Source organism: Clostridium transplantifaecale (assembly GCF_900626075.1).
In the GTDB taxonomy this organism is placed as follows: domain Bacteria; phylum Bacillota; class Clostridia; order Lachnospirales; family Lachnospiraceae; genus Otoolea; species Otoolea transplantifaecalis.
Window position 1 is genome coordinate 626703 of the sequence record NZ_UYZY01000003.1, and the last position, 19181, is coordinate 645883.

General features: G+C 49.3%; 18 protein-coding genes. 10 read left to right on the forward strand and 8 right to left on the reverse strand.

The annotated features are described in order from the left end of the window. Positions 1 to 26: 26 nt before the first annotated feature. Entirely contained in the window at positions 27 to 779 is a 753-nt protein-coding gene (locus EJL91_RS14280; protein ID WP_125142625.1) for a GH25 family lysozyme, read from the forward strand. Between the two features lie 136 nt (positions 780 to 915). On the opposite strand, the gene EJL91_RS14285 is transcribed toward EJL91_RS14280, so the two are convergent. Continuing rightward, entirely contained in the window at positions 916 to 1800 is an 885-nt protein-coding gene (locus EJL91_RS14285) for an acetamidase/formamidase family protein (RefSeq protein ID WP_125142626.1), read from the reverse strand. Positions 1801 to 1870: 70 nt separating this feature from the next. Next, the gene (locus EJL91_RS14290) at positions 1871 to 3091 is read right to left on the reverse strand and encodes a 6-phosphofructokinase (protein WP_125142627.1); all 1221 of its coding nucleotides are present in this window, start codon (positions 3089 to 3091) and stop codon (positions 1871 to 1873) included. A gap of 258 nt (positions 3092 to 3349) precedes the next feature. Between EJL91_RS14290 and EJL91_RS14295 the strand changes: the two genes are divergently transcribed. Together EJL91_RS14295 and EJL91_RS14300 are read left to right on the forward strand one after the other, a co-directional pair. Continuing rightward, positions 3350 to 4177, forward strand: a complete 828-nt coding sequence (locus EJL91_RS14295) for a prepilin-type N-terminal cleavage/methylation domain-containing protein (RefSeq protein WP_125142628.1) — start codon at positions 3350 to 3352, stop codon at positions 4175 to 4177. 318 nt (positions 4178 to 4495) lie between these two features. Continuing rightward, positions 4496 to 5392, forward strand: a complete 897-nt coding sequence (locus EJL91_RS14300) for a hypothetical protein (RefSeq protein WP_125142629.1) — start codon at positions 4496 to 4498, stop codon at positions 5390 to 5392. Positions 5393 to 5537: 145 nt separating this feature from the next. On the opposite strand, the gene EJL91_RS14305 is transcribed toward EJL91_RS14300, so the two are convergent. The 5 genes from EJL91_RS14305 to aroE form a co-directional block, all read right to left on the reverse strand. Further along, a complete protein-coding gene (locus EJL91_RS14305; protein ID WP_125142630.1) occupies positions 5538 to 6419 on the reverse strand; it encodes a shikimate dehydrogenase family protein in 882 nt (293 codons plus the stop codon). Between the two features lie 22 nt (positions 6420 to 6441). Beyond that, complete coding sequence (gene aroD, locus EJL91_RS14310; RefSeq protein ID WP_341467010.1) at positions 6442 to 7206, reverse strand: type I 3-dehydroquinate dehydratase; 765 nt, start codon at positions 7204 to 7206, stop codon at positions 6442 to 6444. A 150-nt stretch (positions 7207 to 7356) separates the two neighbouring features. Further along, complete coding sequence (locus EJL91_RS14315; protein WP_125142631.1) at positions 7357 to 8688, reverse strand: GntP family permease; 1332 nt, start codon at positions 8686 to 8688, stop codon at positions 7357 to 7359. Between the two features lie 15 nt (positions 8689 to 8703). Next, positions 8704 to 9477 carry an SDR family oxidoreductase gene (locus EJL91_RS14320; RefSeq protein ID WP_125142632.1) on the reverse strand — a complete coding sequence of 258 codons (774 nt, stop codon included), beginning with the start codon at positions 9475 to 9477 and terminating at the stop codon, positions 8704 to 8706. A 38-nt stretch (positions 9478 to 9515) separates the two neighbouring features. Beyond that, the gene (aroE, locus tag EJL91_RS14325) at positions 9516 to 10361 is read right to left on the reverse strand and encodes a shikimate dehydrogenase (RefSeq protein ID WP_164516848.1); all 846 of its coding nucleotides are present in this window, start codon (positions 10359 to 10361) and stop codon (positions 9516 to 9518) included. Between the two features lie 319 nt (positions 10362 to 10680). Between aroE and EJL91_RS14330 the strand changes: the two genes are divergently transcribed. Together EJL91_RS14330 and EJL91_RS14335 are read left to right on the forward strand one after the other, a co-directional pair. Next, positions 10681 to 11577 (forward strand): LysR family transcriptional regulator, encoded by an 897-nt coding sequence (locus tag EJL91_RS14330; protein WP_125142634.1) that lies wholly within the window; start codon positions 10681 to 10683, stop codon positions 11575 to 11577. Between the two features lie 140 nt (positions 11578 to 11717). Next, positions 11718 to 12227 carry an SEC-C metal-binding domain-containing protein gene (locus EJL91_RS14335; RefSeq protein WP_125142635.1) on the forward strand — a complete coding sequence of 170 codons (510 nt, stop codon included), beginning with the start codon at positions 11718 to 11720 and terminating at the stop codon, positions 12225 to 12227. A gap of 61 nt (positions 12228 to 12288) precedes the next feature. Here EJL91_RS14335 and EJL91_RS14340 read toward each other — a convergent pair whose 3' ends face one another. Continuing rightward, positions 12289 to 13671: an MATE family efflux transporter gene (locus tag EJL91_RS14340; RefSeq protein ID WP_125142636.1), complete on the reverse strand. Its 1383-nt coding sequence runs from the start codon at positions 13669 to 13671 to the stop codon at positions 12289 to 12291. 316 nt (positions 13672 to 13987) lie between these two features. Between EJL91_RS14340 and EJL91_RS14345 the strand changes: the two genes are divergently transcribed. From EJL91_RS14345 to EJL91_RS14365, 5 genes are all read left to right on the forward strand, one after another. Next, the gene (locus EJL91_RS14345; protein WP_125142637.1) at positions 13988 to 14674 is read left to right on the forward strand and encodes a transaldolase family protein; all 687 of its coding nucleotides are present in this window, start codon (positions 13988 to 13990) and stop codon (positions 14672 to 14674) included. Positions 14675 to 14754: 80 nt separating this feature from the next. After that, a complete protein-coding gene (locus EJL91_RS14350) occupies positions 14755 to 15621 on the forward strand; it encodes an NAD(P)-dependent oxidoreductase (protein WP_341467011.1) in 867 nt (288 codons plus the stop codon). Between the two features lie 31 nt (positions 15622 to 15652). Beyond that, positions 15653 to 16324, forward strand: a complete 672-nt coding sequence (locus EJL91_RS14355) for a DUF4867 family protein (RefSeq protein WP_125142638.1) — start codon at positions 15653 to 15655, stop codon at positions 16322 to 16324. 58 nt (positions 16325 to 16382) lie between these two features. Next, on the forward strand, positions 16383 to 18389 hold the full coding sequence (locus EJL91_RS14360; protein WP_125142639.1) for an alpha-glucosidase: 2007 nt from the start codon (positions 16383 to 16385) through the stop codon (positions 18387 to 18389). 6 nt (positions 18390 to 18395) lie between these two features. After that, positions 18396 to 19160, forward strand: a complete 765-nt coding sequence (locus tag EJL91_RS14365; protein ID WP_125142640.1) for a sulfite exporter TauE/SafE family protein — start codon at positions 18396 to 18398, stop codon at positions 19158 to 19160. Positions 19161 to 19181: the final 21 nt, after the last annotated feature.

Sequence of the window (19181 nt, forward strand, 5' to 3'; positions counted from 1 at the left end):
GCGCTGAGATGCGGGTATGATAAACCATGTTAAAAAAACACAGGAAGAACAGGAAGATAAAAGCGGCCCTGCCGTTTACCGTGCTATTGGCGGCAGCGTTCCTGACAGCAGCGGCGCTGTCGGGATGGCTGCCGCTCAACGCATATTTCTCAATACAATATGAGGTGAGAGGCGTTGACGTATCACATTACCAGGGGACCATAGACTGGGAAAAGCTGAAGGAACAGGATGTCGGTTTTGCGTTTATCAAAGCGACGGAGGGCAGCGGCCATGTCGACGGACAGTTTGCGGCGAACTGGAAGAATGCCGGGGATGCGAAACTTAAGACGGGAGCCTACCATTTTTTCAGCTTCGACAGTCCGGCTAAGACCCAGGCGGAATTATATATTAATACGGTCGGCGATCTTTCGGGCCGGATGGTTCCGGCCGTGGATGTGGAATACTATGCCGGTAGGGAACAAAATCCGCCGGATAAGGACGCAGTGGTCCAAAGCCTTAAGAAATTGCTGCGGATTCTGGAAGAGCATTATCAAGTGAAACCGGTCATCTATACGACCTATGCTGTTTATAACCGGTACATCAAGGGCGAATTTTACGAGTATCCTCTCTGGATCCGCAATGTCTATTATCCGCCTGTTTTCGGTAATAAGAGCAGATGGACGTTCTGGCAGTATTCGGATACCGCGGTGCTGGAAGGATATGAGGGGACGGAGAAATATATTGACATGAATGTGTTTCGCGGATCGGAGGAAGAACTGGAACAATATCTCGTGCCGTAACAGTTCATGCTGTCTGAACTGTTACAGATATTTTGATTAACAGGCAGCAGTTGACAGGCATCAAAAAGACAGGCATCAAAAAAGGGAACTACCGCTTCACATCATTTATGTGGACGGAGGTTCCCTTTTTTCAATGTTATTTATCCTTAAAAATTCCCATCGGGATTTCCATTCTCACCGTCTTCATCGGGTTGACGGTCTGGCATACGGCCAGATCTCCGCAAAGACTTAAGAGAAGTGAGGTGTCTTCGTAGCTGAGGCCTGCCTGAGAAGAGATAAAGGTTTCCATCCGCAAAGTTGCCAGTTTCCAGGCGTCCTCCACCGTCTCGGCAGCGGCGATCACGATGAAACGTCCATCCGTGACGGCAGCAGGCCATTTAAGAGGACAGTCTTTTAAGACCGTGACACGGACTGTGACAACGCCTTCGATCTCCAGACCGCAGCCGCAGACTTCACCGTCGCCCATGACGGCGTGAAGATCTCCCATGGATAATAGGGCGCCGGGGACATTGACCGGAAGGTAGAGAGTGGTTCCGGTCTTAATCTGGGTACAGTCCATATTGCCGCCGTGATCAAGGGGAGTCATTGTGGAGACTTCACCCTCTTTTGGTGCGGTGCCGATGACGCCAATCATCGGGTCAACCGGGATTTTTATGGAGCTGTTGAATTCTGCTTCACCGTCTTTGACTGAAAAACGGCGGAAGTATTTTTCTGTGAGAAGTCCGTTGTCCCAATCGGTCTTGGGGAAAGAACCGCATACGCCGACGGGACCCATTGCGATATCAAGAATTTCGATTTTCAGGGTGTCGCCGGGGGCGGCATCCTCCACATAGAGGGGGCCGGTTACCGCATTACCCATGGAGGAGTCGATATTTGAAAGATTGGCTCCCTCTTTGAGAAGCTGGTTGAAGAAACAGTCGTAAGTTTCAAAACAGACCGTATCCCCGGAGGGAACGCTGAGCGCCGGTTGAACGGCAGGGGAGAAAGCAAAATGAACATGTTCTTTTGTAATTGTGGTCATGGCAGATTTCCTTTCCTTTTATATTTTGTTTGCGGTTTACGGCATGAAACGCTGAGAGCCGCAAAAAAGCTTATCTTCGGTAGAGATAAAGCGGCAGGCCGTTCTCCATCTTTCGTTCGGCTTCTCCATGGATTAAAGGAAGTACATAGGTGAGAAACTCCGGTCCGATATCGGTTCCGTTTTTTGTGATCCATTCGGCCGGAAAAGTTTTCTCTTTATTGCAGATTTCATTGACGTCGGCCAGAGTGCACTCCATCGAGTACGGCTCGTCCCCGGTCCGTTTGAACGCTACCATCATTCCGCTGACGCCCTCCATTGCATTCTTGACGCCGTAGGAGCCGGCCTCGGCGGCCTCCTCTATATCCTGGGCGGAGACAACCATGCCGGAGCAGCGCTGGCTCACATTCACTTCCACGGAACGGACCTTGACGCCGAACTGGTTGCGGATATAATTTTCCAGAATCTCGCCGCAGCCGGTCAGCATCTTATGGCCGAAGGTGTCAAGCTGGGCCTCGTTGGAGTATTCACAGATAAAGTGTCCGGCGGAATCCGCAATTCCTTCCGAGACACAGACAACGACGGTCTGGCTTTTTTCAAATGCCTTCTTTAAGTCGATGGAAAACTGTTCGAATTCAAAAGGGGATTCCGGCAGATAGATGAGAAGCGGGTTATCCCCCTCGTGTTTTCTGGCCAGGACACTGGAGGCAGTGAGCCAGCCGGCGTGGCGTCCCATAAGTTCCACGATGGTGACGGATTTCTGCTGGTAAACGGAGGCATCCAGGGTAATCTCACGGACAGTGGAGCCGACATACTTTGCGGCGCTTCCGAATCCGGGCGTGTGGTCCGTCCCCACGAGGTCGTTGTCGATTGTTTTGGGGATTCCGATGAAGCGGATATCGCTGCCGATTCCGGCGGCATAGCGCGACAGTTTGCTCACGGTATCCATGGAGTCATTGCCTCCGATATAGAAGAAATATCCGATATCCAGTTCCTCAAATTTGTGGAACAGGGTGGGATAGAATGCTGCGGAAAGATTTTCTGGGAGCTTAAAACGGCAGGAGCCGAGGTAAGCGGCAGGGGTCAGTTTGAGAAGCGCCAAGTCTTCCTCGCTGAGTTCCGATGACAAATTCATGTATTTCCCGGCCAGGAATCCTTCGATTCCGTTAATCATGCCATAAACGGATCCTACTTTGTCAGGGTGGTTTTTCCCCTCTCTGATGACTCCGCAGAGGCTGGCGTTAATCACGGCGGTCGGGCCGCCTGACTGGCCGACGATAATATTTTTCTTCATTATGTGTTTCTCCTTTTTTTCAGAGGTATGATATCTTATATTCTATAATAGAGGGGGAAAGATTTCAACCGGATAATACTTCGGAAACTGGAATTGGAAATGAAAACTGGAATCTGGATTATTTTTGAGGATATAATAAACAAGTATGGTAAAAAAAATACAAAAATGGTAAAATAAAGGAGATTGAATGAGTTAGTGAAACAAAAACAGAGTATCTTGGGGTAGCTTTACCATAGTTTACGAGAAAAGAGATGCAGTATGAGAAAAAAAGAAAAAGGGTTCAGTCTGATCGAGCTGATTATTGCAATTGCAATATTGATTATACTGACTGGGCTGCTTGCCCCCCAGTTTATGAAGTATATCGAGAAGTCCAGAAAAGCCGCGTGTCTGCATGCGATGGATACGGTTGCGGAGGAATATCTGGTGGGACTGACTGATCTTGGCAAGGCGCCTGATTCGGCTGCAGCTGTTCAGATAATGAATAAGATTATCGTGGATCATGGCGGCAATGACAAAGGGACAGAGATAAGTTCAATTGTTTATGCATATGACGGGCTGTGTAAGAGCGGGGGTAAATACAGATGCCAGCTTGTGAATAATCTGGAGGCGGTAAAAATCGAGTGCAGCAAACATGGAGAGTGGGAGATGGATATTGTGACGCTCCATTCGCTGCTTACCAATATGGATTTGAGTTCTTATAAAGGAGTGGCATATAAGAATCTGGAAGAGTTTTTTAAGAAAAACACCACTCTGGATTCGGAGGCAATTTCAACAGATACTGAAGGGTATGGAGAGTATGGCTCTTTTGCTAAAGTTGTTGCCGAGGAGCTGTCAAAACAGGGATTAAATGTTAAGAACAAAAGCTGGATGATGCGCAGGAGCGGGGACAGTTATATCCTATACCTAACGGACAGTAAGATAACGCTGGATGATGCCAAAAGTGGCGCGGCCGTTACGTGTAAAAAGTATGACACGAAAAATGGAACGGTTACTTCGGGAACCATAACGGTTAATTCAAAAACCATAGTATCCGGAAAACCATATCCGATAGTTAAAGACGGTTCATTTGCCCCGGAATCTAATTAAAAAAAATATTTTTCGTAATGTGTATAAATCCAAACAGGGAGGTTATACTGTAAGTATCACAAAAGAGAAATTTTTGAATACTTATCCTCCCCTTTTTAAACCGGCTTGTCTGCAGATTGCAGGCAGGCCGGTTTTTTTGTTCATAGGAAATTATATCCTATGAATTAAACGTCTCAAAAACGGTCTCTGCATTTTTGTGTTTACTCCGAGCGTGAAGAATGCTTCTTAACTAAGGCAGAATATCCATAAAAGCAGTGGCAAAGTGAATCGATATTATGTATAATTATCGTATCAATTAAAATACAGGAGAGAAAACATATGAATACCAGGTTACGTGCATTGGAACAAATAAGTATGATATTGAAACACGATAACATAGAAACGCTTTCGGTTCTTAAATATGTAAACTCACTATGTGAAAATTATTCTAAAATTTTGATGCTAGATAAAATGGAGAGTATTCTAAAGGAAAAACAGAACACAACTTTCTTTTTAGCCAAAGGCTTATATCCATTAGGGCCAGAGAATACGGAGCAGTACATCGCCAGGGCAATCTCCGAACTCTATTATCCTCACCCGTTATCAGATTATAGTAGTAAGGAGTATTTTAGAAAATCCACAATTACAAATATGGATGAATCAGATATCGAATACTCATCATTTAGACATCATCGATACAGAGAATATGAAGTAGAGAACGTTACTGCATTTTATGATAGCTTCGTCAAAAAAGCAAGACCTATTGTGTTTTCGTATAGTGAAGATCCCAATAAAGATAGTATTGATAATTTAAGCGTACTTTTCGACTACCAGGGAAGTAGTGCCATAAAATTAACAACTTTAACACATAATTCTCCACCGCAATTAGGTTTTATTGGTGTTGTTAATATCTTCCGAGAAATTTTTGGCCTTTATTATGATAAACAAGAAGATAGAAGAGCAGAAGAAAGACTTCAGATGGAAAGAGAAGAGCACCTTTGGAGAGAAAAAGAGCATCAAGCAACTTTACGCAATCAAGAATTACAGTCAGTGCTTTACAGAGAGCGGATAAAAATATTAAAACAGAATGCCCAAAAATCAACGCCAGATGATTATGCTTTAAATATCGAACAGATAGCTGATACTAGGGCTCTAATCTGTGATAAGCAGAATAGGTTAAACGAGCAATACAGAGTTATAATAGAAGATAATCAACGGATTGATATTAAAGCATAGGGGGAGTATAATAATCCTTGGTAACGATAGTTAATCGCATAATTAATGATACCAAAAAATCGCTGAAGTCTCACGACCCCAGCGATTTTTCTATTTGGGGAGTTTTTTTACAGCCCCTTTGTTCTGGTTAAAGAAAACATCAACTTTAGACAGTGGAAACGCCTCCCGCCGCCTCACTCATTGCTTCACGCATCTCTGTGACAGGCTCCTCATGTCCGGTCCACAGGGCTATCTGGCGGGTGGCCTGATAGACCAGCATACCGAGGCCGTTTACTGCGGTACAGCCGGCTTCTTCGGCTTCCCGGAGAAAACGGGTCCTCACCGGATTGTAGGTTGCGTCAAAGCAGATCTGACGGGGCAGAAAACATGCTTCTTCTAGCGGCGTCTCGTCCAGGTGGCCATACATACCAAGACCGCTCAGATTCATCATGACGCCGCACTGTGCCGCGGCTTCGCGGACAGCGGCGCGGTCGGTTACAGGCAGTGCGACGGCTGTTCCCGGGCTTATCCTGTTAATCTGTTCCGCCAGTTCGCGGCACGGCGTTTCAAAATCAGAGATATAGATGCGCCCTGCCTTATGTAACGCCAATTCCATGCAGATAGACTTGCCTGCGCCTCCTGCGCCGAAGCAGAGGAAGGTATTGCCGGGGATTTCTACCCCGGTTTCTTCCTGTATGGAGCGGAGCGCTCCCAGGCCGTCCGTATTGTAACCTTTCAGGGAACCGTCTTCCTGCACCACCACGGTATTGCAGGAACCCATCAGACGCGTCATCTCGTCTGCGTCATCCAGATATTTCATCACAGCAATCTTATATGGTTTTGTGACGGCAAAACCGGCAAAGTTCATATGGCGGATTCCGCTTATAATCTTTCCCAGGTTTTCCGGCTTTTCTACCTCAACAGGGAGATAGCAGCAGTCCCAGCCCTTTTTTTCATATACGCTGTTATGGGAGGCCGCGGAAACAGATTGTCCCAGCGGATATCCCAGAAGGGCTATCAGTTTTGTATTAATGGTAATTGGGTTCATTATATCCTCACTTTCTCCCTGTTCACAGAGCGGCGTGGAAGAGATCCAGGGCGCCGGACATCCGGTCGACCGGTATTTGGCCGGGAGCAGAGCCTGTGCCGACTGCGCCGAAGGTCATGGAGGAGCCGAAAACCTCCGCGGCAAGACGGCTGACAACGCCTTTTCCGCCCATGGACATCGTGATAATAGGGCGGTTGGCATAAGATTCATGCATCCTGGCCGTTGCGGCGAGGAGTTCCAGAACATCGTCCGTGCCCCTCGGCATCACCGCCAGCTTTGGAATGTCCACGCCCATATCCTGCATTTTGCGCAGCCTGTAGAGGATTTCCTCACGGGGAGGAGTCTTGTGGAAATCATGGTTGGAACCAATGACCAGGGCGCCGGCCGTATGGATGGCGGCGATATTTTCCCTTGCCGTCTCATCGTCCATAAAAATCTGTACATCGATCAGGTCGGCGCTGCCGCTTTCGGCAGCCAGGCGGTTCAGCGCTGTATACTCTGACGGGGATATTTCTTTTTCACCGCCCTCCTCCGCTGTGCGGAAGGTGAACAGCAGCGGGAGAGAGGGGAGCGCTTCACGGAGCCTGTGCAGCGTATGAATGACCTGCTCCGGTTCCAGGGCGTGTTCAAAGAAATCCACGCGCCACTCTACCATATCTATAGCCAAATTGCGGATGGCCTCCGCTTTTTCTAAAATCTTTGTTTCAGTTACTTCCACGATTGGCACGATAATGCCGGGAACTCCGGCTCCGATTTCCTTTCCGCGGACAGTTAAGGTTTTTATCATAATCCTTCTCCTTTATAATCAGATTCCTGTGTATCGGGTGCAGCCGCATTAAATGGAAAGCCGCACCCGATTCTATAAAAATGAAATGTTGGTTACAGTACCGGTCTATTTTTTTCATCAATCCATTATACAAAGCTGTGATTTCTTCCCTTATATAATTCCAAGCGCCATAAAGAGCAGGATGGAAACCACACAGCCGATGGAGGTGACGACGATATTTGTGAAGAATACGTATTTGTAGGATTCCTTTGCCGTCAACTGTGTGTAGACGATAGCGGTGATGAAACCTCCGCTGTGCGGCAGCGTATCCAGACCCGCGCCGGCCAGGCAGATAACGCGGTGCAGGATTTCCAGGGGGATGCCTGCGGCCCGGCAGAGTTCGATATATTTCGGCCCCAGGGAATCCAGGAAAATCTGCAGGCCGCCGGAGCATGAGCCGGTGGCGGCCGAGACAATGCCGGTGGCTAAGGAAGCGGAAATAAGCGGGCTCATAGCCATGGAAAGCGCGAAGTCCACAACGGAGGCAAAGCCGGAGGAGGCCTGTACCACGCCGCCAAACCCCACGATCACTGATGTGTTGAGCAGGGCAGTGATGCTGTTGGAGGCGCTCTCGTTAATTGAATTCAGCGGATTCTCAATGCGTTTCCAGAACAGGCAGAGCACCATGGCAATTCCGATGGACAGGGCGATATTTACCGCATAAACCGTGTCCAGGGTATTGCGGGTAAAGAAAATGAAGAGAATCAGGACTGCCATCGGCAGCACGGACAGCGCCCAGTGAGGGAGATCGTCGTCCTGCGAAATCCGGATTTTATTAAGGTCATCACGGGAACCGGGCACAAAGCCGATACCGGCCACGGCCAGCCGTTTCTGCTGGCGTACCAGGAAAAACATGCCCAGGGCAAACATCACGATGGAAACCAGGGTTCCGTTGAGCGGTGCCGCGTAGGCGTTTGTGCCAAGCACCGCACAGGGGATCAGATTCTGGATGGCCGGGGAGCCGGGCAGGCCCACCATACTGAAGGTAGCGCTTCCCAGAAGCATCGCCGCAGGGAACAGCCGTTTGGGAATGTTTTCATTGTTAAACAGGACCAGGGCGATGGGATAAATCGTGAAAAGCAGCACGAAGAGGTTGATTCCCCCGTAGGACAGGATTCCGCTGACCAGGACGACAATCAGAAGTCCCTTGCCGCTTCCTAGTGTGTTCAGCAGCTTAACCGCAATCGATTTTGCCGCCCCGCTTTCGCCCATCAGGCCGCCGAATACGGTGCCGAGAAAGAACAACAGGAGATAAGTCCCGGCATAGTTTTTCATTGAGGTAGCATAGCTTACGCTGAAGGCCTCCCAGAGGTTCATCCGGTTGGTGATGATGACGGCCAGGGATGCGGCGATCGAGGTGGGAATCATGCTCCAGCCTTTGAAGCTTAAGTAAATCAGCAGGCCCAGCCCGATGCCGAGGCCTAAAATTCCAATACCATCCATTGATATTTCCTCCTTTTATTTACTCAGGTAACCGCCGTCCACCGGGATAATCTGTCCGGTTATGTATTCGGAGGCATCGGATGCGAGAAAGACCGCCAGTCCCTTTAAATCCTCCGGCTGTCCCCACCTGCCCTTGGGAATGCGTGTGCAGATGCTTTCGTACTGTTTTGGATTCACCTCTTTTATATTCTTAGTCAGCTCCGTCACCATGTAGCCCGGCGCAATGGCATTAACATTGACGCCCTGTTCCGCCCATTCGGTGGACAGCACCTTAGTGAGCTGCGCTACGCCGCCCTTGCTGGCCGTATAGGCCGCGATCATGCTGGCCCCGTCGAAGGAACTCAGGGATGCGATGTTGATCAGGCGCCCGTAACCCTGCTCAAGCATTGTGCGTCCTGCCCGCTGGGCCATGAAGAATAACGCGTTCAGGTTGAGGTCCAGCACCCGGCGCCACTGTTCTTCCGGGAAATCCTTTGCCAGGCAGCGGTACTGGATACCGGCGCCGTTAATCAGGATATCGAGGCGTCCTCCCAGATAGCCGAGCGCTTCGGCATACATCCGGTCCAAATCGGAGGTGTCGGACAAATCGCCTTTTACCCCGTACACTTTTGTCCCGAGCTGAGAGAGAGTCTTGGCCGACTCGAATACGGTCTCGCTGATATCAAGGAGCGCCACATCAGCGCCCGCCTCACAGAGCCCCTCTGCAATGCTGTAATTCAGTCCTCGGGCGCCTCCCGTTACAAGCGCTTTTTTTCCGGTTAAATTCATCTGTTCCAATATATTTTTCATTTTTCAATACTCCTTTTTCATAAAAATTTATCAGCTATTTATCCAAATACTGCTTTTCGCATGACGCCGGAAGGCGCTTCCTCACCGGTCCAGATTTTAAAGGCGATTTTTCCCTGATGGAAGAGCTGCACCTGGCCATTTAAGTGGCGGCAGCCCAGAGCATCCGCCGCTTTGAGAAATTTGCTCTTTAAGGGATTGTAAATTACATCCGCCACCAGAAGCTCCTTCCGGAGAAGGGAGGTGTCGATGGGCGTTTCATTTTCATGAGGCGGCATCCCGATAAAGCTGGCGTTGATGACGACATCGGACTGCTCGATGAAAGGCTTGAAATCTTCATCGGTCTTAAGCGGCACACAGCAGTCGTAAACATTGTGATTGATATTGTCGCAGAGCGCCCTGGCATCCTCAAAGTAGAGGGATTCCAGAAAAATGCGTTTTGGCTTTCTGGAAGCCAGCACCGTGGTCAGAGCCCGGGAAACGCCGCCGGCGCCGATGATAAAGAAAGTGTTATCCGGAACATTTACACCGAAATCTTCTTCCAGGCCACGGACAAAACCTTCTCCGTCGGTGTTGTACCCCATCATCTTCCCATTCTCGAATTTGACGGTGTTGACCGCGCCGATGAGGCGGGCCATCGGATCTATTTCATCGAGATACTGCATGATTTCAATTTTATAAGGAATGGTCACGGTCAGTCCCGCGTAATTCTGTTCGGGAAGCTTTAACAGCACATCCCTGAAATTTTCCGGGGCTGCGTTGATGATGGAAAAATGATAGTCCAGGCCTTTTTCACGGAATGCCGCGTTCATCATGGCGGGAGACATGCTGTGACTGATTGATTCTCCGATAATTGCCACCTGCTTTGTGGATTGATTCTCATTCATTATAGTTAACCTCCTGGTTTGTGTTTGTTTTTTCATTGCCTGCCCGGCAGATTATTCTGATGCGGTCCATACCTTCCACCGGCCGGAAGGCGCCTTTTCCGGTACCGGCCATGCAGACGCCGCAATGGAGCGGCGATGGTGAACTGGTTGAATTTTCTGCCGTATTAAAATGTTTCTTTGTGATAATTTGATGATATAATAAAGCGGGAAAATAAGGAAATACTTATATTTTATGGAAAATCACAATAAAACTTATCATTGACAGTGGGAAAATTGTGAATTATCATAAAAAGACAAAGAGCCTGAAGGAGAGAGAGGAATGACGCTTAAGCAGTTACAATATTTTCAGAAGGTGGCGGAGACAGGGAATTATACGAAAGCCGCCCAGCTTCTTTTTATATCCCAGCCGGCCCTCAGTTTTTCGATTCAGGAACTGGAGAAGGAATTGAACGCCCCTCTGCTGAAGAAGGACGGGCGGACTGTGGAGCTTACGAAGTACGGAGAGATTCTGCTCGGCCATGCGAAAAGGATTTTCGGGGAGATAGAGTGCGCCGTGGACAGCATCGACTGCCTGGTGAATTCCGACAGAGGCCACATCACCCTCTCCTATATCAGCGCCATGAGCGCCGTATTCATTCCACGCATAGTTCGGGCGTTCTGCGAGACTCCGGAGAATCACAGCGTGAAGTTTACACTGCTTGAACAGCCGACCAAGGAGGCGGAAGAGTGCGTGCTTTCTGGGAAAAGCGATGTGGGCTTTGGTTCGCGTCCGGAATGCGCCTCTTTGACATCGTTTCCCGTCTATATGGAGGAGATGGCTCTGATTGTGCCGCCGGGACATCCTCTCTCGTCCAGGGAAGAGGTCTGCATCCGGGACACGAAAGACTGCCAGTTCATCGCTTATAACAAATCGAGCGGGCTGCGCCACGAGAACGACAGAGTCTACGAAGCCCAGGGGGTTAAGCGGAAGATTGTCCATGAAGCGGTGGACAATATCATGGTCACGCAGCTTGTCGCGGCCGGGATGGGCGTCGCCGTGGTACCCAGACGGTACGGCGACAGCCGTTATCACGTTGCCTGTCTGCGGCTGACGGATTATGTGACGCCGCGTACACTTTATATGTTCTGGAAGGAAGACCGTTTCATCTCTCCGGCGGCAAGGCGGTTCCTGGGATTTGTGAAAGAGCAGGCGGCTCTTCTGCCCGTACAGGAGTGAGTGAGGGCTGTCCACACAGGATATATTATGAGAATCGTGTTAAGAAAAAAATATTTTGCAAAAACCGTCAACATGTTATATACTAGAGACGGACTGACGCATTTGCGTTAATAATCACGGAAAAAGGAAGGTTATTACATATGACATTGTTGGAAAACTGGCGTAATCTTGCATACGGCGATGGGATGGATGATAAGCAGAAGGAAGAACTCTGGTCCGGATATTTTGCAATTGAAAAGGGAATTTATGAGAAGATCCTTTCCAATCCCACAGAGGTAATAGAAGGCACAGTGAAAGAGCTGGCCGAGAAATATGAGACAGAAGTATTAATCATGACAGGATTTTTAGACGGAATCAACGAGAGCCTGAAAGGCTACGAGAACCCAATCGAGACGATGGACGAGGATACCGCAGTCAAGATTGAGATCGATCCGGAGAAATTATATTACAACATGGTAGAGGCAAAAGCGAACTGGCTTTTTGAACTTCCACAGTGGGATTCTATCCTGACCGAGGAGAAGCGAAAAGAACTTTACAAAACACAGAAAGCATCCGGAACTGTCCGCAACGAGCAGAAGATCTATCCAAACGATCCATGTCCATGCGGAAGCGGAAAGAAATATAAGAAGTGCTGCGGCCGTAATAAATAAAAAGCGGTAAAGAGCAGATATGGGATAACGGTAAAAACCGGCAGAGGAACCTGAATGCAAGTCAGGGTTTCTCTGCCGGTTTTTTTGCGCTCATTTTATAGGCAGCCTTATTCCCGTCCGCCCTCCGGTATGATACACAGCAGACGGCGGTTCCAACCGCCCAGGCGGCCGGCCAAATCCACCAGACGCCGTTTATACCCCAGTGACGGGAGAATAAATCTCCGAGAAGAAGACGCACCATCACATCCGAGATGCTGGACATCATGAAGGCGTTCATGCGGCCGATTCCCCTCAAGGCGCCGTCCGTCACGATTTTCAGGCAGACCAGAAAATAGAAGGGAACCACAATGCGGACAAAGCCCATTCCCGCGTCAATGATTTCCGTTTTGTCCGGATCGGGGGAGACGAAAAACGACAGGACGGCCGGGCCGTCCGCAAGCATCAGGAACACGACGGCCGAGGTAAAACATCCGCCCAGGATCAGGCAGAGACGGTATCCCTGCCGGATGCGTCCCTGTTTCCCAGCTCCCTTATTCTGCGCAATAAAGCCGGAGAGGGCGTTGCTGAGCGCCATTAGCGAGTTGACGTACAGGCCGTTGATGCGAAAGGCGATGGAGTAGCCGGTCATCGTGATGACACCGTATCCGTTGATGATATTCTGCAGGGCAAGCTGGCCGGTGGACATGAAGACATGCTGGACAATGCTTGGAACTGCGAGCCTCAGTATTTCCCTTAAAATGGGCAGGGAAAAGGAAGAATGTTCTTCACCGCCGAGCCGGCGGCACAGTTTCTTCACAGCAAAGAGCGTGGCCAGGGAAGATGCCGCCTGGGAGAGGAGGGTGGCCAGGGCCAGACCCGAGATTCCCAGCGGAATAAAAAGCACCAGAACCAGATCCAGGATAATATTCATAAAGGAAGAAAAAATCAGAAATATCAGCGGAGTCCCGGAGTTGCCAAGTCCGTTCAGCACACCGGTGCTAATATTATACAGAAAGAGAAACGGCAGGCCCGCGGTGTAAATGAAGAGATACTGCCGTGTCGGCAGCAGGGCCTCCTCGGGGACGGAGAGCCATGTGAGGATATGGGGGCAGGCGAAAAGGCCGAGGAGCATCAGGAACACGGAGCATGGGATAAAGCAGAGCAGAGCTGTGCTTACGGCATCTTTGACATTTTGGTGTCCGCCGGAACCGAACTGTTGGGAGCAGTAAATGGAGGTCCCGATACCGAGACCCGATGCGACGGCAATATAGAGGACGGTGACCGGGTAGCATGTCCCCACGGCTCCAAGGGAGAGGGAACCAATGTGGTTGCCTGCGATCCAGCTGTCGGCGAGATTGTAGGCCTGCTGAAAAAACATGCCGGCAAACATGGGAAGAGAGTAGGAGAGAAGAACAGGGAGCGGCCTCCCTGCCGTCAAATCTTTCGGACGAATTAACTCCTTCATAAATAATCCTCCTTTCACAGCCGGTTTTCCCGGAGCATGTGTTCATGAAACAGGTTTAACCGTTCTTTCTAATTATTATAATAAATGTTAGGAAAAGAAAAAATCGGTAGATTGCATAAAATTAATTAAATAAATTAAACAAAGTAACTAAAAACAAAAAAGTTGTTGATATCCTGTTGACATTTGTGCAATGTTGCCATATTATATTCTCATAACAGAGAAATAACAGGGAGAAGTCATTAAAAATCTCTTTGCAATTTTCTTAAATTTATTAGATGATTAAATGAATTAATTAAAAGAAAGAGAGGGAACGAAAATGAAATATTTTTTAGACAGTGCAAAACTTGATGAGATCCAGTACGCTTACAATACCTTTGGAATTGACGGTGTGACGACAAATCCCAGACATATTATGGTCAGCGGAAAACCGTTTATGACGGCAATTACCGATATCGCGGAATGGATTAAGTCCGAAGGAATCGAGGGTGTGGACAAGTTTCCGGTATCTGTAGAGATTAACCCCCACCTGGACGATGCGGACGAGATGGTGGATATGGCTAAAAAGGTTTCTGCCATCAGCCCTAACTTTGTTATCAAGATTCCGGCCATAGAGTCCGGCATCACGGCAGCCAGAAGACTGGAAAAGATGGGAATCCGTACCAATGTTACGCTCGTTTTCTCACCGGCCCAGGCCATTCTACCGGCGAAAAACGGTTCTCTCTTCGTTTCCCCGTTCATTGGCTGGAAAGAGGCCAACGGCGAGGACTGCAGAGAATACATAAAGAACATCGTAGAAATTTACAAAAATTACGGCTTCTACAAGAAGACGGAGATCATCTGTGCGGCAATCCGTACGCCGAAGCAGATTGTGGACTGTGCCGTAGCCGGAGCGGATATCGTGACAACCGGCCTCGACGTATATAAAGATACGATGAAACACGCATACACCACACAGGGTCTTGGAACTTTCACAAATGCATGGGATAATACCATTACAGAATAATAGTTACAGTTTAGCCTTTGGCCAAACTGCAACAAGATGATACACAAAACGGCCGCGGCATCACATTACCGCAGAAAGGAATGATAGAAACCATGAAGATTGGATTTATCGGACTTGGCATCATGGGAGAGTCCATGAGCGAAAATATTGTAAAAAAACATGACGACACGGTTTATGTGTTTGATTTTGTAAAAGAGAAGGTGGACCTTCTGGCATCCAAAGGCGCACAGGCCTGCGAAAGCGCGAAAGAGCTGGCTGAAAAATCGGACGTAATCATTTCCATGGTTCCGAAGTCGGAGCACTCCAGAGCGGTTTACACAGGAATTTTAGACGTGCTGGACGCGACAAAGACCTGCGTCGACATGAGCACAATCGATCCGAGCGTTTCCATCGAGATATCTGAGATGGTAAAGAAGACGGGAGCCGGATTCATCGACGCCCCGGTTGTGAAGTCAAAACCGGCGGCCATCGCAGGTAAACTGGGCATCTATATGGGCGGGGACGAGGAAACATGTGAAAAGATGCGCCCCATCCTCCTTTACATGGGCGAAAATGTAGTCCGCATGGGCGGCAACGGCAAGGGACTGGTTATGAAAATCTGCCATAACGCCCTTGTTTCCCAGATACAGAACGGCGTCAATGAGACGATTGCACTGGCTGAGAAGAACGGGATCGGCGTCAGCGCTTATGCGGAGGCTATCTCTTATGGAGGAGGCCAGAACTTCTATCTGGACGGTAAGAAAACACCGATTGAGAAGGAAGACTATACCACCGCATTTTCCGTGGAGAATATGGCGAAAGACGTCCATATCTGCATGGAGCTGGCAAAAGAGTGCGGGCTTTTCATGCCGGGTGAGCAGAATGCCTGCCGCGTTTACGATAAAGCGCTGGAACTGGGCTACGGAAAAGAAGATTTCTGCGCCACGATAAAGGTGGTAAAGGGCTGAGAAGAGTTTGCAAGAAGAAAGGCGGATAAGCATGACAACGCTTGAAAGGCTGAATCAGGTCAACGATGTGCCTGTCCTTTCCGTGAAGGATCCGGAATTTGCCTCCTATGGACGGGTAGTGACGGGATACGATATGTCTGCACTGATCTCCTTTATGGAAGAACACACAGAGGTTCCGGAGAACGGGAATGTGTACCTGGCTTCGGTGCCGGAGCTGGAAGCGGCTCCGGTATTTAGGGACATCCGGGATAAATTTTACGGCGAGATGGAGATTCAGGCAGGCTACTGCAACGGACGGAATACGACATACAACGGTTTTGAGTATCACAAGGGAAGCGAGATTAACGTGGCGGTAACCGACTTTATGCTGGTGTTAGGCCATGTATGGGAAATCCATGACAATACATACCGGGTGGAGGACGCAAAGGTCTTTTTCGTAGAAAAGGGCACGGCAATCGAGATGTACCAGACCACACTTCACCTGTCCCCCTGCCGCGTGACGGACGAAGGATTTAAAGGGATTGTAATCCTTCCCAGGGGAACCAACACTCCGCTGGAACACAGGGGTGATGCGGTGGAAGCGGAGGGAATCCTGCTGCTCCAGAAGAATAAATGGGTGATCGCCCATGCGGAGCGGGAGCCGTTAATCAGGCAGGGAGCCCACGCCGGACTCATCGGTGAGAATAAGGAATTATATTATTAAGGCGGGACGCCGCTGCCTATAAAAGGAGCGGCGGCAGTGATTCGATAAGGAGATTTTTATGAAACTGGTTCGAAACGGCAATGAATTCGCATTAAAACACGGCTCGGAGACGATTCTGGAATACAGAAAAGATCTCCCGATGATCTATGTTGGATGCGGAAAAGAAAATGTGGATATGTACCGCGGCAACTTCAAGATTGAGGATTACGTGACGGAGCGCCGGGCGCTTTGCGTTACGGCGCTCCAGGAGACGCCGGACGGCCTGGTATTTGATATGGAAGAGGAGCTTTCTGTAACCCTCAAACTGGACGGTGACTGTGCGGTGCTCTCTTTCAGTCAGAAAAACCCGGCCATCAACCGGTTCTGGTTCCGTGTCAGCGCAGACGAAGGTGAAAAATGTTATGGTTGCGGCGAACAGATGTCATACTTCAACTTACGGGGAAGGCATTTTCCGCTGTGGACCTCAGAGCCGGGAGTCGGCAGGGACAAAACCACCTATGTGACATGGCGTTCGGATGTGGAGAATAAGGCGGGAGGGGATTATTACAATACCAATTACCCGCAGCCCACTTTTGTTTCCACAAAGCATTATTATCTCCATGTGGATTCCACGGCATATGCCGATTTTGATTTCCGGAATTCCGGATTCCATGAGCTGCAGATATGGGAGGTGCCATCCTCCATCCGTATCGAGGCGGCGGAAAATTTCGTGGAACTCCTGGAAAAGGAGAGCGCCTTCTTTGGACGCCAGCCGGAGCTTCCGGACTGGATTTATAACGGACTGATCATCGGCGTCCAGGGAGGAAACGAGCGTTCCTTCGGTCTTCTTGAAAAGACACTGGATTACGGCATCAAAGTTTCCGGCATCTGGTGCCAGGACTGGTGCGGCAAGCGTGTGACGTCCTTCGGGAAACGCCTTCAGTGGGACTGGCAGTACCATAAGGAAATGTATCCCGATCTGCCGGAGCAGATTAAAAAGCTGCATGAGAGAGGAATTAAGTTCTTAGGTTACATCAACCCATACCTGGTAAATGATGGAGACTTATACCGACGGGGCAAAGAGGCGGGAGTCTTCGCAACAAAGGCGGACGGCAGCGATTACCTGGTGGACTTTGGGGAATTCTACTGCGGAGTGGTGGATTTTACCAACCCTGCGGCTTATGAATGGTTTAAAAACGAGGTCATTATCAAGCACAGCCTGGATATCGGAGTGGACGGATGGATGGCGGATTTTGGAGAATATCTGCCGACCGGCGACATCGTGCTTGCGAACGGAAAGTCGGCTATGGTGGAGCATAACCATTGGCCGGCCCTTTGGGCAAAATGTAATTATGATGCGCTTCTGGAAACGGGAAAGCTCGGTGAGGCGGTATACTTCATGCGCGCCGGAGGCACCGGAAGCCAGAAATACTGCACGTTACTCTGGGCGGGTGACCAGTCGGTGGACTTCACAATCCATGACGGCCTGGCAACCGTAATCTGCGCGGCCCTGAGCGCCGGTATGACCGGCTGCGGCTTAAGCCACAGCGATATCGGAGGATATACATCACTGTTCGGCAACACCAGGACAAAGGAACTGTTCCTGCGCTGGGCCGAGATGGCGGCATTCACACCGGTAATGCGGACTCATGAGGGAAACCGCCCGGACGAGAATTTCCAGTATTATGAGGATGAAGACTGTATGAACAGGCTGGCACGTCTGGTGGATGTTTATACGATGATGGCTCCATATATAAAAATGTTGGTTGCTGAAAATGCAAAGACGGGTATCCCGGTGCAGCGCCCTCTGTTCATGCACAATGAGGAGGATGAGGCGAGCTACGATATCCAGTATGAATACATGCTGGGAGAAGACATGGTAGTGGCGCCTGTTTATCTGGCGGAACGGTTCCAGTGGGAGGTTTACCTGCCAAAAGGAGAGTGGATTCACCTGTGGACCGGAGAAGAGTATGGAAAAGGCAGCCACACAGTTTGTGCGACGCTCGGCGACACACCGGCATTCTACAGAAAAGGTTCGGAATATGCGCCTCTGTTTGAAGAAATCCGCAGAAAACATGGGAAGTAAACGCCGATGACAAATTACATATTATTTCTTCTTATCATACTTTTCACCAATATCATCCAGGGGATTACCGGCTTTGCGGGAACGATACTCGCTATGCCGCCCAGCCTGATGCTGGTGGGATATCCGGTAGCTAAACCGGTGCTCAACGTGCTGGGGCTGTTATCGGGGATTTATGTCTTTGCCGGCAAACACGGGAGTGTATGCTGGAAGGAATTAAAAAAGATTGTGGCCGTCATGGCAGCAGGCATTATCGGTGGGATTCTGATCAAAGGGCTGTTTGCAGGAAAGGAACAGATCCTATATAAGATTCTGGGAGTTTTCATCATCTTCCTGTCCGTACAGGGAATTTACACACTGAAAAAAGGGGATGGAAAAGACGGGAAGAAAGCGGATTTTGCAGCGCAGGAGAGGGCTAAAGATTCACCGGCGCTGTATCTGCTGCTGGTGCTGGCCGGCATCGTACACGGGATTTTTGTATCGGGCGGTCCGCTGTTAATCGGCTATCTGACAAAAAAGATACCGGACAAGGTGAGTTTTAGGGCCACCATCTCTACGGTCTGGATTTTCTTAAACGGCATGATTCTGGCGGATGATATCAGGATGGGACTGTGGAACGCGGAGCTTGTGAAAACACAGCTGATTTCCATCCCGTTTCTGTTAGCCGGAATGTTCATCGGGGCAAAGCTCTATGCAAGGATGAGCCAGAAGCTGTTTATGATGATTACCTATCTGCTGTTGTTTATTTCAGGGGTATTATTGTTGGTTAAGTAGCAAAAAAATTAAATTATACAG

Excerpts from the sequence above, each read along its gene's own strand:
- EJL91_RS14280 (WP_125142625.1), top strand. The coding sequence starts at position 27 with ATGTTAAAAAAACACAGGAAGAACAGGAAGATAAAAGCGGCCCTGCCG.
- EJL91_RS14285 (WP_125142626.1), bottom strand. The coding sequence starts at position 1,800 with ATGACCACAATTACAAAAGAACATGTTCATTTTGCTTTCTCCCCTGCC.
- EJL91_RS14290 (WP_125142627.1), bottom strand. The coding sequence starts at position 3,091 with ATGAAGAAAAATATTATCGTCGGCCAGTCAGGCGGCCCGACCGCCGTG.
- EJL91_RS14295 (WP_125142628.1), top strand. The coding sequence starts at position 3,350 with ATGAGAAAAAAAGAAAAAGGGTTCAGTCTGATCGAGCTGATTATTGCA.
- EJL91_RS14300 (WP_125142629.1), top strand. The coding sequence starts at position 4,496 with ATGAATACCAGGTTACGTGCATTGGAACAAATAAGTATGATATTGAAA.
- EJL91_RS14305 (WP_125142630.1), bottom strand. The coding sequence starts at position 6,419 with ATGAACCCAATTACCATTAATACAAAACTGATAGCCCTTCTGGGATAT.
- aroD (WP_341467010.1), bottom strand. The coding sequence starts at position 7,206 with ATGATAAAAACCTTAACTGTCCGCGGAAAGGAAATCGGAGCCGGAGTT.
- EJL91_RS14315 (WP_125142631.1), bottom strand. The coding sequence starts at position 8,688 with ATGGATGGTATTGGAATTTTAGGCCTCGGCATCGGGCTGGGCCTGCTG.
- EJL91_RS14320 (WP_125142632.1), bottom strand. The coding sequence starts at position 9,477 with ATGAAAAATATATTGGAACAGATGAATTTAACCGGAAAAAAAGCGCTT.
- aroE (WP_164516848.1), bottom strand. The coding sequence starts at position 10,361 with ATGAATGAGAATCAATCCACAAAGCAGGTGGCAATTATCGGAGAATCA.
- EJL91_RS14330 (WP_125142634.1), top strand. The coding sequence starts at position 10,681 with ATGACGCTTAAGCAGTTACAATATTTTCAGAAGGTGGCGGAGACAGGG.
- EJL91_RS14335 (WP_125142635.1), top strand. The coding sequence starts at position 11,718 with ATGACATTGTTGGAAAACTGGCGTAATCTTGCATACGGCGATGGGATG.
- EJL91_RS14340 (WP_125142636.1), bottom strand. The coding sequence starts at position 13,671 with ATGAAGGAGTTAATTCGTCCGAAAGATTTGACGGCAGGGAGGCCGCTC.
- EJL91_RS14345 (WP_125142637.1), top strand. The coding sequence starts at position 13,988 with ATGAAATATTTTTTAGACAGTGCAAAACTTGATGAGATCCAGTACGCT.
- EJL91_RS14350 (WP_341467011.1), top strand. The coding sequence starts at position 14,755 with ATGATAGAAACCATGAAGATTGGATTTATCGGACTTGGCATCATGGGA.
- EJL91_RS14355 (WP_125142638.1), top strand. The coding sequence starts at position 15,653 with ATGACAACGCTTGAAAGGCTGAATCAGGTCAACGATGTGCCTGTCCTT.
- EJL91_RS14360 (WP_125142639.1), top strand. The coding sequence starts at position 16,383 with ATGAAACTGGTTCGAAACGGCAATGAATTCGCATTAAAACACGGCTCG.
- EJL91_RS14365 (WP_125142640.1), top strand. The coding sequence starts at position 18,396 with ATGACAAATTACATATTATTTCTTCTTATCATACTTTTCACCAATATC.